Annotated in this window: 13 protein-coding genes; 8 read left to right on the plus strand and 5 right to left on the minus strand. The window is 41.3% G+C overall.

All coding sequences use genetic code 11. From position 1 onward, the window contains the following. The first annotated feature begins 5 nt into the window (after positions 1-5). The 4 genes from MKZ05_RS07090 (at position 6) to ade (ending at position 4,860) form a co-directional block, all read left to right on the plus strand. Positions 6-1,316, plus strand: a complete 1,311-nt coding sequence (locus tag MKZ05_RS07090) for an ATP-binding protein (protein WP_003211426.1) — start codon at positions 6-8, stop codon at positions 1,314-1,316. Positions 1,317-1,320: 4 nt separating this feature from the next. After that, positions 1,321-2,157, plus strand: coding sequence for a gamma-glutamylcyclotransferase family protein (locus MKZ05_RS07095; protein WP_284906348.1), 837 nt, complete (start codon positions 1,321-1,323; stop codon positions 2,155-2,157). Positions 2,158-2,194: 37 nt separating this feature from the next. Continuing rightward, positions 2,195-2,863 carry a TrkA family potassium uptake protein gene (locus MKZ05_RS07100; protein ID WP_003211815.1) on the plus strand — a complete coding sequence of 223 codons (669 nt, stop codon included), beginning with the start codon at positions 2,195-2,197 and terminating at the stop codon, positions 2,861-2,863. A gap of 266 nt (positions 2,864-3,129) precedes the next feature. Then, complete coding sequence (gene ade, locus MKZ05_RS07105; protein WP_339161994.1) at positions 3,130-4,860, plus strand: adenine deaminase; 1,731 nt, start codon at positions 3,130-3,132, stop codon at positions 4,858-4,860. 91 nt (positions 4,861-4,951) lie between these two features. On the opposite strand, the gene rnjA is transcribed toward ade, so the two are convergent. Together rnjA and MKZ05_RS07115 are read right to left on the minus strand one after the other, a co-directional pair. After that, positions 4,952-6,619, minus strand: a complete 1,668-nt coding sequence (rnjA, locus tag MKZ05_RS07110; protein WP_003212511.1) for a ribonuclease J1 — start codon at positions 6,617-6,619, stop codon at positions 4,952-4,954. 5 nt (positions 6,620-6,624) lie between these two features. Further along, on the minus strand, positions 6,625-6,834 hold the full coding sequence (locus MKZ05_RS07115; RefSeq protein ID WP_003211882.1) for a DNA-directed RNA polymerase subunit epsilon: 210 nt from the start codon (positions 6,832-6,834) through the stop codon (positions 6,625-6,627). Between the two features lie 395 nt (positions 6,835-7,229). Here MKZ05_RS07115 and MKZ05_RS07120 point away from each other — a divergent pair, with 395 nt between their 5' ends. Further along, positions 7,230-8,009, plus strand: a complete 780-nt coding sequence (locus MKZ05_RS07120; RefSeq protein ID WP_251191321.1) for a Cof-type HAD-IIB family hydrolase — start codon at positions 7,230-7,232, stop codon at positions 8,007-8,009. A 60-nt stretch (positions 8,010-8,069) separates the two neighbouring features. Here the strand turns inward: MKZ05_RS07120 and MKZ05_RS07125 are convergent. The 3 genes from MKZ05_RS07125 to MKZ05_RS07135 all read right to left on the minus strand — a co-directional run bounded on the left by MKZ05_RS07125 (position 8,070) and on the right by MKZ05_RS07135 (position 10,196). After that, a protein-coding gene (locus MKZ05_RS07125) for an IS3 family transposase (protein WP_339160451.1) occupies positions 8,070-9,220 on the minus strand; the annotation gives its coding sequence in 2 pieces (ribosomal slippage) (positions 8,070-8,947 and positions 8,947-9,220; 1,152 coding nt in all). Positions 9,221-9,337: 117 nt separating this feature from the next. Beyond that, the gene (gene def, locus MKZ05_RS07130; protein WP_137054685.1) at positions 9,338-9,895 is read right to left on the minus strand and encodes a peptide deformylase; all 558 of its coding nucleotides are present in this window, start codon (positions 9,893-9,895) and stop codon (positions 9,338-9,340) included. 112 nt (positions 9,896-10,007) lie between these two features. Then, positions 10,008-10,196 (minus strand): YjcZ family sporulation protein, encoded by a 189-nt coding sequence (locus MKZ05_RS07135; RefSeq protein WP_339162372.1) that lies wholly within the window; start codon positions 10,194-10,196, stop codon positions 10,008-10,010. 234 nt (positions 10,197-10,430) lie between these two features. Here MKZ05_RS07135 and MKZ05_RS07140 point away from each other — a divergent pair, with 234 nt between their 5' ends. The 3 genes from MKZ05_RS07140 to pdhB all read left to right on the plus strand — a co-directional run bounded on the left by MKZ05_RS07140 (position 10,431) and on the right by pdhB (position 13,606). Next, entirely contained in the window at positions 10,431-11,099 is a 669-nt protein-coding gene (locus MKZ05_RS07140) for a YkyA family protein (RefSeq protein ID WP_251191320.1), read from the plus strand. Between the two features lie 410 nt (positions 11,100-11,509). After that, complete coding sequence (gene pdhA / locus MKZ05_RS07145) at positions 11,510-12,625, plus strand: pyruvate dehydrogenase (acetyl-transferring) E1 component subunit alpha (RefSeq protein ID WP_003211678.1); 1,116 nt, start codon at positions 11,510-11,512, stop codon at positions 12,623-12,625. Positions 12,626-12,628: 3 nt separating this feature from the next. Next, positions 12,629-13,606 (plus strand): pyruvate dehydrogenase complex E1 component subunit beta, encoded by a 978-nt coding sequence (gene pdhB, locus MKZ05_RS07150; protein WP_003211433.1) that lies wholly within the window; start codon positions 12,629-12,631, stop codon positions 13,604-13,606. The last annotated feature ends 91 nt before the right edge of the window (positions 13,607-13,697 follow it).

The raw sequence follows: 13,697 nt of genomic DNA on the forward strand, positions 1-13,697 counted from the left end.
ATTATTTGAACAAAACATATCAAGTGCGGATCGTGTTATCTGTTCTTGCATTTATTTTAATATTAAGCTGGGATTTCTTTTATTATCTAGGCGGCTATCAAATTAATTGGCCGCTCGATCTAGCCTTTACAGTCCTTGTTCTAACAGGGATCTGGGTTGTCTCAGGCTATGTAGACCGCTTAAATCTATTTGTGTCAGACTTAAATACGAGAGAGAAAGAAGCACAGGAACTGACAGAGCGGCTGAATCGAATTACAGATAACTTGCAAGAAATCGTCTTTGAAACAAACGAAAAAGGTGAAATTATTTTTTTGAATCAAGCATGGACACAAATGACAGGCTATGACATTGATGAATGTCTAGGCACCATGTACAATCAGTACTTTGATCAAGAGGAACGCGTGGTGCAGCATTTGTTATCTGTGATCAAGGAGCATAAAGATGCGGGGCGGGTAGAACTGCAGCTTCTCCATAAAGAGGGAAAGAAGGTATGGGGAGACGTTCATTACAAGCTCTATTTTGATGAGCATCACCAGTTTACCGGAGGAATTGGAACAGTAGCTGATATTACGAAACAAAAGCAGGCAAAGCTTGAGCTTGAAAGATCCAATCAGCAATTGCAAATGCAGGCGCAAAAGCTGGCCGTCGCTGGACAAATAGCCGCTGGAATCGCCCATGAAGTCAGAAATCCACTGACATCAGTAAATGGTTTTTTACAGCTGATGAAGACACAATATCCTGAAAGAACCGATTATTTTGACATTATCTTCTCTGAAATTAAACGGATTGATTTTGTTTTAAGTGAGCTGCTTGTATTGGCTAAGCCTCAAGCGGTCCATTTTCAAGAAGTCCAGCTTCATGAGCTTCTAGAACAAGTGATTACTTTATTAAAAACAAATGCCGTTCTTTCAAATATTGATCTCAAGCAGCCATTTAAAAGGCAGGATGCCGGTGCAATCCTAGCAGACGCTAACCAAATGAAGCAGCTGTTCATTAATTTAATCAAAAATGCGATTGAGGCAATGCCTGAAGGTGGCAGCATATACATATCTACAGAAAAAGTATTGAATGAATGGAAGATTACCATTCAAGATGAAGGAAAAGGGATGTCTGAAGAAGATATTCAAAAAATATATGACCCTTTCTTTTCCACGAAAAAAGAAGGGACAGGGCTTGGTCTGACCATCTGTGCGACAATTTTAAAAGATCATCACGGAAGAATGGACGTGTCTAGTGAGCTTGGAAAAGGCACAGCTTTTCATATTTATTTGCCTGTGTGTCAAAAAAGCAGACAGCAGCAAGTTGAGAGGACGTGAAGTCATGACGATGAAAGCTTTATTTGTATATGGGACGCTTTTGCAGCATGAAGAGCACCACGAAGCGTACATTCATCCAAGCAGACTAATAGCTAAATCTGCTTGGATGAATGGAAGAATCTACGATACAGGTCAAGGATATCCAGCGTGTGTTCCCGCAGAAAAAGGCACTGTATACGGGGAATTGTACGAGGTAACCGCTGACACGTTGAATAAGATAGACGCACTAGAGGAAGGGTATGACAAGCAGGAAATCAATGTCATGACGGATCAAGGTCAGGTAGCAGCCATGACATACATTTTGCCAGAGCAGAAGGCATCAGCACTGAAAGAAATAAAGAGAGGGTGCTGGAAAGCTTATAAACTGTGGCATGAGCAGCCATCATCCTTTTATTATTTTGCCTATGGCTCCTGTATGGATGATGCTAGATTTAAGCTCGCAGAAGTCGATCATCACTTCAGACAAATCATCGGCGGTGGTGTACTAAACGGTTTTACTACGAGATTTACATTGGTGAGGCCAGATGGATCAAGAGCTGATATGGTAGAAGACGGCGGCGAAACAGAGGGTGTATTATATGAAGTTCCTTTTGATGCCATTCGTTATTTGTATAAACGAGAGGGAGTATATGAAGGCACATATCGTCCAGCTTTTGTCGATGTCAAAATAGGTGATCAAATTTATGAGGACTGTTTAACCTTTCTTGTGCTTCAAAAGAGCGAAGAAATCGCTCCGCCAGCTCATTATCGCAGTGAAATCGAAAAAGGAGCAGACCTTTACTTAAGTGAAGCGTTCCGCAAAAAAATTCGTTCCCATATGGATTCATTAATCAAACCGTAGTAAAATGCATGGTAAGTGAGATAAAAGGAGTCTGAACATGAAAAAGGAATATGCAGTCATTGGTCTTGGACGCTTTGGCGGAAGTATTTGCAAGGCGCTGAGCGAAGAAGGACTTGAAGTCATGGCGATGGATATGAATGAAGATCGAGTAAACGAGTACGCGAAAATTGCCTCACATGCAGTCATTGGTGATTCGACGGACGAAAACGTTTTAAAAAATCTTGGTATTCGCAATTTTGATCATGTCATCGTTGCAATCGGTGAAAATATTCAGGCAAGTATTTTAACAACGATTATGCTGAAAGAGCTTGGCGTCAAAATGGTCACCGTGAAAGCGCAAAATGACTACCATGAAAAGGTGCTCAACAAAATTGGAGCGGATCGCATCGTTCATCCAGAGCGAGATATGGGCAGACGGATTGCACATAAAATCATTTCAAATAACGTGCTTGATTACCTCGAGCTGTCAGATGAGTACAGCCTGATTGAGATTGTGGCAAACAGCAGGCTGGCGGGACATTCTCTTTTAGATCTTGATATACGGGCAAAATACGGCATCAACATTGTGGCCATTAAGCGCGGAAAAGAAGTCATTGTTTCCCCGCTGGCAGATGAAATGATTCAAAAAGAAGATATCCTCATTGTCATTGGGGCAGTAGCCGATATAGGACGCTTTGAAAAACGAGAAATGCAAAACGATTATTAAGCACTCCGATGACGGGGTGTTTTTTTTTTTATATGAATGTGTTCATGACAGGTGGACATTGAGACGGAAATTGACACTGAAAAGGGTTGCTTTGTTCATGTATAACCGCAAAAATGAATCATCTTATTTTTCGTGCAATTATCACTATTCAGAAATAAAAATCAGTGTTTTGATATGGTTGATTTTCTCTAAATGTCATTGACTGGACAAACAGATTCGTTTACGATAAGAAACATTATATTGTTTACTTGGAGGAGGCAGTGTCGTTGGATAAGGAGCTTTTCAGACATCAAATTGAGGTAGCAGCAAAGAGAAAAAAAGCAGCCCTCGTGATTAAACATGCGAAAGTCATGGATGTGTTTAACCAGGAATGGATAGACGCAGATGTCGCTGTTGAAAATGGACAAATAGTCGGGATAGGGGAGTACGAGGGGGAACAGGAGCTTGATGCAGCAGGTCAAATGCTTGTGCCTGGTTTTATTGATGGCCACGTTCATATCGAGTCTTCTATGGTTACCCCTGCTGAATTCTCCAAAGCTGTCGTTCCGCGCGGTGTGACAACTGTCGTAACAGATCCGCATGAAATCGCCAATGTGTCAGGTATAACAGGCATCCAATTTATGCTGGAAGAAGCGAGAAAAGCTGCCTTACATATTTATTTCATGCTGCCATCCTGTGTACCGGCAGTCAGTTTTGAACGATCAGGTGCTACATTAATAGCGAAAGATTTAAAGCCTCTTTATCAAGAAAAGGAAGTGCTTGGTCTTGCTGAGGTGATGGACTATGTCGGTGTGGAGCAGGCAGAAGAAGATATGCTTCAAAAGCTGCTTGATGCCCAAAACGAGAATAAACTGATTGATGGCCATTTAGCAGGCTTAACAGATCGTTTAATCAACGTCTACCGGACGGCCAATATCCAAACAGACCATGAGGTGACAACTGCACAGGAAGCCCTTGAGCGTGTGAAAAGGGGCATGTATGTGATGCTGAGAGAAGGATCTGTTGCCAAAAACGTGAAAAATGTTTTACCCGCTGTCAATGAAAAGAATGCGAGACGCTTTTTCTTTTGCACAGATGATAAACATTTGGATGATTTAATGGCACAGGGAAGTATTGATGAGCAAGTACGGATGTCCATAAAAGAAGGCTTAGATCCATTTTTAGCCTATCAAATGGGAAGCTTAAATGCCGCAGAGTGTTTTGGTCTTAAAACAAAGGGAGCCATTGCACCAGGCTATGATGCTGATTTTATGCTTGTCTCGGACTTTCATCATGTAGACATTACAAGCGTATTTATCGCAGGTGAATTGGTTGCACAGAACGGAGAGTACAAGCCGAGTGTCGAAAAGATCGCACCAAGCCCAGCATTATTACAATCTGTTCATGCAGTAGATGTTCAAGAGGAAGACATTGCACTACCTATCACGGGCGATCAACATATGAATGTGATCCGTATTATTCCGAATCAGCTTGAAACAAAGTTAGAACAAGTCTCTCCTTCAGAAATGAACGGACAATTTACAAGTGATACAGGCAGAGATGTATTGAAAATGGTGCTTGTTGAACGTCATCAAGGTTTATCTGAAATAGGCGTAGGGATTGTCAGCGGCTTCGGCATCAAACAGGGCGCGATTGCAACAACGGTTGCACATGATTCCCATAACTTAATTGCAGTTGGCACAAATGATGCTGATATCATCAAAGCGATTGAGGCGTTAAAAGAAGCAGGCGGCGGTTTGACTGTTGTTAAAGAAGGGCGTTCTCTTCATACGCTGCCATTACCGATCTCTGGTTTATTGTCAGATCAGCCGGCACATCTCGTCAATGAAAGCCTTCATACACTTCATGAAGCGCTTAAAGAAACAGGTTTTACCTTAGACTTTAATCCGTTTTTGACGCTGTCCTTCTTGGCACTTCCAGTCATTCCTGATGTGAAAATGACGACAAAGGGCTTGTTTGATGTCAGAAACTTCCATCACCTCCCAATTCAATCATAAAAAGTGAGAAACCGCATGTTATATATGCGGCTTTTTTCAATACTGATGAAAAAAAGAGACACAGCCAGTCGGCTCGTGTCTCTTTTTGTGATTACACTTCCATAATAATCGGTAAGATCATTGGGCGGCGTCTTGTTTTTTCGTAAAGGAAAGGAGCAAGTGTGTCCGTAATTTCGTTCTTAATTTCCGACCACTGAGTTGTCTTACGTTCCATTACTTTTTCAAGATGCTTTGAAATGAGATCTTGTGCGTCGTTGATGAGGTCTCCAGATTCTCTCATGTAGACAAAGCCTCTTGAGATGAGATCAGGACCAGCAGAGATTTTGAATTCTTTCATGTCCATGCTGACGACCACAATGACAAGACCTTCTTCAGAAAGAATGCGGCGGTCTCTTAAGACGATATTCCCGATATCGCCAATTCCGCTTCCGTCGATATACACGTTACCTGATGGAATTTTGCCAGCGACACTCGCTTCGTCACCTTTTAGTGCAAGTACTTCACCGTTATCCATGATAAAGCAGTTTTCCTCAGGAATTCCGCAATCATTCGCGAGTTTAATATGCGTTTTTTGCATGCGGTATTCACCGTGAATCGGCATAAAGAATTTTGGTTTAATTAAACGGAGCATCAGCTTTTGTTCTTCTTGTCCGCCATGACCAGATGTATGAATATTATTAAGTGAGCCATGAATAACCTCAGCGCCAGCACGGTACAGCTGGTTAATGGTGCGGCTTACGCTAATATTGTTACCTGGAATCGGTGAAGAAGAGAAGACAACAGTGTCTCCAGGATTAATCGAAATCTGGCGGTGAGTGCCGTTTGCAATACGAGAAAGAGCAGCCATCGGCTCACCTTGGCTCCCAGTACAAAGAATAGTCACTTTGTTTGCTGGTAGACGGTTGATTTCATTATGTTCAATGAACGTGTTTTTTGGACATTTAATGTAGCCAAGGTCTTGTCCAATATCAATGGCAGACTCCATACTTCGTCCAAACACCGCAACTTTTCGGCCATTGGCAACAGCGGACTCGATCACTTGCTGAAGTCTGTGAATGTTTGAAGCAAACGTAGCAAAGATAATACGTCCGTCGACTTTTCTAAAGATGTCATCAATGCTTTCGCCTACGCGTCTTTCAGACATCGTAAATTCTGGAATTTCACTGTTTGTACTATCGGATAAAAGACATAGAACGCCTTCTTTCCCGATTTCAGCCATTTTTGTTAAGTTGGCAGGTTCGCCAACAGGCGTAAAGTCAAACTTGAAATCACCTGTATGTACGATGTTACCAGGAGGTGTCTTCACGACAATTCCATAAGAATCTGGAATACTGTGTGTAGTTCTAAAGAAAGACACAGCTGTTTTTCTGAATTTAATGGTATCTTCTTCTTCATAAATGTGAAGTTTTGTTTGTCTCAAGAGACCGTGCTCTTCCAATTTATTACGAAGTAGGCCGATTGCGAGTTTGCCGCCGTAAACTGGAATATTCACTTGCTTGAGAAGGTAAGGGATACCGCCGATGTGGTCTTCATGTCCGTGAGTGATGAAAAGACCTTTGATTTTATCTTCGTTTTTAACTAAGTACGTATAGTCAGGGATGACGTAGTCAATTCCAAGAAGCTCATCTTCAGGGAACTTAATACCAGCATCAATTAAAATGATTTCATCTTGAAATTGAACGCCATACGTGTTTTTACCGATCTCGCCTAAACCGCCGAGCGCAAAAACTGCCGCCTGATCGTTTTTTACAAATTTCATTCCTCTCATAGCTCCAATACTTTAAAATTTTCACTTTCTCGTTCATAGTCTAAAAAAGCACCGTCTACAGGCTGAATGAATTCAATGTTGTAGCTATGTTTTTTCAACTTATCACGTACGTCTCTTTCAGAAACTGCTTCAACGTATAGTGAATCTGTGTGTTCTCTTACAGGTACCTCAGTAGTACTTGCCTGAAAAAATACCTTATATATCATCCAAATCTCTCCTTAAATACCGTATGTTACACTCGCTATTTCTATTATATTAAAAAAACGCGCATAAGAAAAGTCTCTGAGAAAAAAGGACCTTCAGCAAATGTGCGGAAGATCCTTTTAAGCGATCGATTTTTTACGAAGCATGTCCTTCCATTGTCTTCTAATTTTCTTGCGCAGACGACGAAGCATCGCAGGTCGCCTCCTTTCGAATTGAAGTTAGATTAGACCTTGTATTCCGTTCTCTCTTTATACTTGTATTATATGACGTTTCCATTGAATGTTACATGGTTATATGTGGGAAATAGGCGTTTTCATAGGAAGTGGTTTCGAAAGCAGAAATCTTTCTGTATGATGAAAGGGAGTAGATATACATAACAAGAGACAGGAGACGGGATATGAATAAAAAAGTCATCTTCTTTGATATCGACGGTACTTTATATGATCATGATAAAAAAATACCTGAATCAACGAAGCGATCGGTTCGTTTATTAAAAGAAAAAGGCCATCATCTCTTCATTGCATCTGGGCGTTCGCCTTTTTTAATTAAGCCTATTTTAGAGGAATTGGGGCTTGACTCCTTTATAGCTTATAACGGTCAGTATGTCATGTATGAGGGAGAAGTCATTTACGGCAATCCGCTTAAACTGGAGCTAATGGAGCAAATTTATGAAACAGCGGATCATCATGATCATCCGCTTGTTTTCATGGGGGAAAAAGCGATGAAGGCTTCTGTGCCAAATCACCCGTTTATCCATGAGGGGATTGGGACTTTAAAAACAGAGCATCCTGAACATGATTTATCTTACTTTAAAGAAAACGAGATTTTTCAAATGCTGTTATTCTGTAAGGCAGAAGAGGAAGTCCAATACGAGGCGTTCCGCGAAGAAATTGATCTTGTCAGATGGCACGAGCTGTCAACAGATGTCTTGCCAAAAGGCGGATCAAAGGCTGAAGGCATTAAACGAGTTATCGAAAGACTGCCTTACGAGCAAAAGGATACCGTTGCCTTTGGAGACGGTCTGAACGATCGAGAGATGATTTCGTTTGCTGGTACAGGCGTCGCCATGGGAAATGCTGTGAATGAACTAAAAGATTTGGCTGATTTTGTGACAAAGCCAGTAGATGAAGACGGCATATTCCATGCAGTGACTCATTTAGGCCTGATTGAAGAATAAAAAAAGAAGACCCTTAGGTTGGGACTGACCCCCGTTTTTGAGACAGGGATCAAAACACCTTTATACAGCCAATTGCCGATAGTTTATCGGTGATTGGTTGTTTAGTTTCGTTTGAATACGAATGTTGTTATAATAATAAATGTATTCTTTGACAGTGCGTTCTACGATGCTGGTCGTAGTGCGGTCAATCCTGTTAAGATAGAACGTTTCAGACTTTAGTGAGGAATGAAACGATTCGATGGAGGCATTATCAGCGGGCGTCCCTTTACGGGACATGCTCATGGTAATGCCTTTTATATGAACAGCTTTCTGATACTCGTAAGATGTATATACAGAACCTTGATCGCTATGTAACACGCAATTCTCAGGCAGTGCTGGGAGCTGATTAAGTGTGTTTAAGATAAAGTCTGTGTCCTGCTTATCACCAATCGTAAAAGCAATCACTTCTCCATTATATAAATCCAATATACTGGAAAGGTACAATTGTTTCTGTCCATAAGGCAAATACGTGATGTCCGTTACTAGTTTTTCAAGAGGGCGATCAGACTGAAAGTTCCGATCCAGTATGTTACCGGCCACGGCATAGGGCTGCCCATTCTTCTTACGCTTTTTCATTTTAACCCGGCATTGCCACTGGTTTTTCTGCATGATACGTTGAACAGTTTTATGGTTAATACGCATTCTCATTTTTAGTATGGCTGTGATTTTTCGATAACCATATCGATATTTGTGCTTTCGGCACAACGTGCCGACCTGTTTCTCTAGTTGTCTTTTAGAATGATTCTGAGTCAGATCCTTTTTCCATCTATAATACGAAGTACGTAAGATGCCTAAATGGACACAGATGTCCTGTACCGTCATCGTTTTGTGAAATTCTTCTACCAGTTTGATTGACGTTTCCTTATCAACTTCCTTTCCAATTCGTTGTACTTTTTTAACACTTCATTCTGTTGACTCAAATAGCGATTTTCTGCCTGCAGTCTCTCTAATTCGGAAGAGTACTCGGGACCCTTTCCATAGGTATATTGTTTTCCAACAGGCTGTTCGAACCGGTGTGTATCCCCAGCCTTATGCCACCTCACCCATGTCTGAACCTGCGTCTTATTCTTGATATTCAATTTCTGCATGATCTCTTTCATAGGTACGCCTGCCAATCTCATTTCTACAGCCTTCTGTTTGACTTCAACCGGATAACTCACTCTTGTCCCCATAGAAAAAACACCTCCATGTTTTATTTCGGATCACAACGATCCATTTTCAAACTTGAAGGTGTTTTTTATTTGTCTCATCTTACGGGGTCAGTCCCGTTATTGGGTCTTCTTTTTATTTTATGATCTGCCGATCGCAACAGAGTTGTCAGGCTCAGCGAATGGCTGATCCTTTTGAATATGATCATAAAACATAATGCCGTTTAAATGGTCGATTTCATGCTGAAACACAATGGCCGGAAACCCTTTTAGGCGAATATCAATGTCTTCTCCTTCAAGCGTTGTACCCTTCACCCTGATCTTTTGATATCGAGGGACAAATCCAGGAATGGCTTCATCAACAGATAAGCAGCCTTCACCAGTCGTTAAATAAGCTCTTTTGACGGAATGACTGACAATGCGCGGGTTGAAAAGGGCATAGCTGTATTCCACTCCATCTTCATCCTCACAGTGAACAGCGATCATTCGTTTACTGACATTAATTTGCGGAGCCGCGAGTCCAACGCCGGGTCTGAGTCCATACTTTTCAGCCATGTCAGCATCCTGACTATTTTTAACGAATTCAATCATGTCAGCTAAATGCTGTTTGTCCTCTTCTGTCGGCGGGAGCTCGACCGCTTCAGCTGTTTGTCTTAAGACGGGATGTCCGTCCCGTACGATATCTTCCATGGTAATCACAAATCTTCACTCCTATTTCCTTTGTATGTAAAGTATATAAAATGATACACAACATATGCAATGAAATAAAGAAGACCGGTCCTATGAGACCGGTCAGAGGCTTAAACAGCCATTAGCAGCAGCCGCCACCGCCGCCTAAGAATGCTGCGCCAACGATGATTAATAGGATGAAAAGGACAACGATTAAAGCGAATGTCCGTCCACCGCCGTATCCGTAGCCACCGCTATAACTTGGGTAACAACAGCCACCGCCATATCCACCACCGTATCCATACCCGTAACCGCCGTATCCACCATACATACTTCCATGACTATAATTAGACATACTTTTGACCTCCTTTGGAAATACACTCGGCCTCTCATAAGTGAAGGCGAAGCGTGTAATATAAACTATGTATGAATGCACTATTTGTATAGTCATGCGCCTATCACTTGAAAAAAATCTTCTTCGGCTCCTCAGAATGACCTCTTTCCTTGTCACAAACGCCTATAAAAATTATAGTGGTATGTGGAGATGTAAAGGGGGAACCTTGTGATGAGACAGATAAGAAGAAGCATGAAAGCAGGTGCTGCTTTAGCGGGGATATGTACCCTTTTGCTGGCGGGGTGCGGAGGTCAAAGTCCATTTCATGATATGCAAGATGCGATGACGAAAATGAGCGAAAAAGAGGCATCCTTTGAAAAAGAGCAAGGCGCACTGCAAAGCTATGAGAAAAAAGAGCAGCAGCTCTATAAAAAAATGATTCAAACCACAAAGGATCACACTAAAACAGTGAAAAGCCTTTCTGATCAGGCGTTAGCATCTGCAGCGAAACGAGAAGAACATTTGAAAACAGAAAAAGACAGCATGGATGAATCGAAAAAAGAATTGAAAACGGTCAAGGAATCTGCGGGACGTATACAAGATACGAATTTAAAAGAAAAAGCAGATGAAACGGTCAAATCGCTTGAGAAAAGATATGCGTCGTATGACCAGCTTTACAAGGAATATCAAAAGGCGTTGAAACAAGATCAGCATTTATATCAATCTTTAAAGAAAAAGGACTTAGGATATAAAGAGCTAAAATCCAAGCTGAAGACGGTGAACCGTTCTTATAGCAAAGTCAGAAAAGAAGGTAAAAAGTTCAATCAATATACAAAGCAATTGAATGAGCATAAACAGGCTTTGTCTAAAGTGGCAGATCAAGAGTCCAAAAAGAGCTGAAAAAACAGCTCTTTTTTTATTTTTCGACAAAAACAAACATTTTCTATTGTAGTACAGTAGTACACACTATACTAGTACAGTTCGATGTGTTTGTTAAACAGATTGATACAGCTCACCATAAAAAGTAAAGCGAATACATTTATTTAAATAAAGCCGTTAAATCAATTGACGGACTATTTTTCTTGTTGTAAACTAGTCCTTGTTAACAGAAGTTGTATTAGTTATTTGTGAACTATCGTTAATACAGTTAGAAGAACTCAAAAACGAGCGATCATCTTATGTTTCGACAACGATCCTAGTGGCTATTAAATACAGGAGTCATATGTGTATTTTGGGTTATCCTATATCTGTATGTATAAATGGATTCACGACAAATTGACTGTTAAAAGAAAGGAAGAGGTGACTTTAGAATGGCTGCAAAAACAAAAAAAGCAATTGTTGATAGCAAAAAGCAATTTGATGCCATCAAAAAGCAGTTTGAAACGTTTCAAATTTTAAACGAAAAAGGCGAAGTCGTAAACGAAGCGGCAATGCCAGATCTCTCAGATGACCAATTAAAAGAATTAATGCGCCGTATGGTGTTTACACGAGTATTAGATCAACGTTCAATTTCATTGAACCGTCAAGGACGTCTTGGCTTCTATGCGCCAACAGCTGGACAAGAGGCTTCTCAGCTTGCAACTCACTTTGCACTTGAGAAAGAAGATTTCATTCTTCCAGGATATCGTGATGTACCACAATTAATCTGGCATGGCCTACCATTAACAAAAGCGTTCTTGTTCTCTCGTGGACACTTTGTTGGTAACCAAATGCCTGAAGATTTGAATGCACTTTCACCACAAATCATTATCGGTGCACAAATCATTCAAGCTGCTGGTGTAGCTCTTGGTTTGAAAAAGCGCGGTAAAAATGCTGTTGCAATCACTTACACTGGTGATGGCGGAGCTTCACAAGGTGATTTCTACGAAGGTATTAACTTTGCAGGGGCTTACAAAGCGCCAGCGATTTTTGTTGTCCAAAACAACAGATATGCGATCTCTACTCCTGTTGAGAAGCAATCTGCTGCGCAAACAATTGCACAAAAAGCGGCTGCAGCTGGTATCGTAGGCGTACAAGTTGACGGTATGGATGCATTAGCTGTATATGCAGCAACTGCTGAAGCTCGTGAGCGTGCTGTAAATGGCGAAGGTCCAACATTAATCGAAACTCTTACATTCCGTTACGGCCCACATACAATGGCTGGTGACGATCCAACAAGATATCGTACAAAAGAAGATGAAAACGAGTGGGAGCAAAAAGATCCATTGGTACGCTACCGCAAATTCTTGGAAAACAAAGGCCTATGGTCTGAAGAAGAAGAGAATAAAGTCATCGAAGATGCAAAAGAACAAATCAAACAAGCGATCAAAGAAGCTGACGAACAGCCTAAGCAAAAAGTCACTGACTTGATTGAAAATATGTACGATGTGAAACCATTCAACTTAGTTGAACAGCTTGAAATTTACAAACAGAAGGAGTCGAAGTAAGCCATGGCGCAAATGACAATGATTCAAGCGATCACTGATGCGTTACGCACAGAACTGAAAAATGACGAAAACGTTCTCGTTTTCGGAGAAGACGTTGGTAAAAACGGCGGCGTATTCCGTGCGACTGAAGGATTGCAAAAAGAGTTTGGTGAGGATCGTGTATTCGATACACCACTTGCTGAATCTGGTATTGGCGGTCTTGCAATTGGCCTTGGACTACAAGAATTCCGCCCAGTAATGGAAATTCAATTCTTCGGATTCGTTTACGAAGTATTAGATTCTGTTTCTGGACAAATGGCTCGTATGCGTTACCGTTCTGGCGGACGCTGGCATTCTCCAGTGACAATCCGTTCTCCATTCGGCGGGGGAGTTCACACACCTGAGCTTCACGCTGATAGCTTAGAAGGTCTTATCGCACAACAGCCTGGTATCAAGGTGGTCATTCCTTCAACACCTTACGATGCAAAAGGACTATTAATTTCTGCAATCCGCGACAATGATCCGGTTGTATTCCTTGAGCATATGAAACTTTATCGCTCTTTCCGTCAGGAAGTTCCTGAAGAAGAGTACACAATTGAAATCGGTAAAGCTGACGTGAAACGTGAAGGTTCTGACCTTTCAATCATCACTTACGGTGCAATGGTTCACGAATCACTTAAAGCTGCTGAAGAGCTTGAAAAAGAAGGCGTTTCTGCTGAAGTGATCGACCTTCGTACAGTAAGCCCGCTTGATATTGAAACAATCATCGCTTCTGTTGAAAAAACAGGTCGTGCGATCGTTGTTCAAGAAGCACAAAAACAAGCTGGTATTGCTGCAAACGTAGTAGCTGAAATCAATGACAGAGCAATCCTTAGCCTAGAAGCACCAGTACTTCGTGTAGCTGCACCTGATACTGTATTTGCTTTCTCTCAAGCTGAGACCGTATGGCTTCCAAACCATAAAGACGTGCTTGAAACAGCTAAGAAAGTTCTTGAATTTTAATTAAATGACTGAGGGGAAAAGAATTTATTTCTCTTCCCCTTTATCAATTACAAGACCGTGTAAACATACACAACAAGGATTCAACAAAATC

The organism is Bacillus sp. FSL M8-0277, assembly GCF_037975305.1.
Classification (GTDB): domain Bacteria; phylum Bacillota; class Bacilli; order Bacillales; family Bacillaceae; genus Bacillus; species Bacillus pumilus.

Excerpts from the sequence above, each read along its gene's own strand:
- MKZ05_RS07135 (WP_339162372.1), bottom strand. The coding sequence starts at position 10,196 with ATGTATGGTGGATACGGCGGTTACGGGTATGGATACGGTGGTGGATAT.
- pdhB (WP_003211433.1), top strand. The coding sequence starts at position 12,629 with ATGGCGCAAATGACAATGATTCAAGCGATCACTGATGCGTTACGCACA.
- MKZ05_RS07140 (WP_251191320.1), top strand. The coding sequence starts at position 10,431 with ATGAGACAGATAAGAAGAAGCATGAAAGCAGGTGCTGCTTTAGCGGGG.
- rnjA (WP_003212511.1), bottom strand. The coding sequence starts at position 6,619 with ATGAAATTTGTAAAAAACGATCAGGCGGCAGTTTTTGCGCTCGGCGGT.
- pdhA (WP_003211678.1), top strand. The coding sequence starts at position 11,510 with ATGGCTGCAAAAACAAAAAAAGCAATTGTTGATAGCAAAAAGCAATTT.
- MKZ05_RS07120 (WP_251191321.1), top strand. The coding sequence starts at position 7,230 with ATGAATAAAAAAGTCATCTTCTTTGATATCGACGGTACTTTATATGAT.
- MKZ05_RS07100 (WP_003211815.1), top strand. The coding sequence starts at position 2,195 with ATGAAAAAGGAATATGCAGTCATTGGTCTTGGACGCTTTGGCGGAAGT.
- MKZ05_RS07115 (WP_003211882.1), bottom strand. The coding sequence starts at position 6,834 with ATGATATATAAGGTATTTTTTCAGGCAAGTACTACTGAGGTACCTGTA.
- MKZ05_RS07095 (WP_284906348.1), top strand. The coding sequence starts at position 1,321 with ATGACGATGAAAGCTTTATTTGTATATGGGACGCTTTTGCAGCATGAA.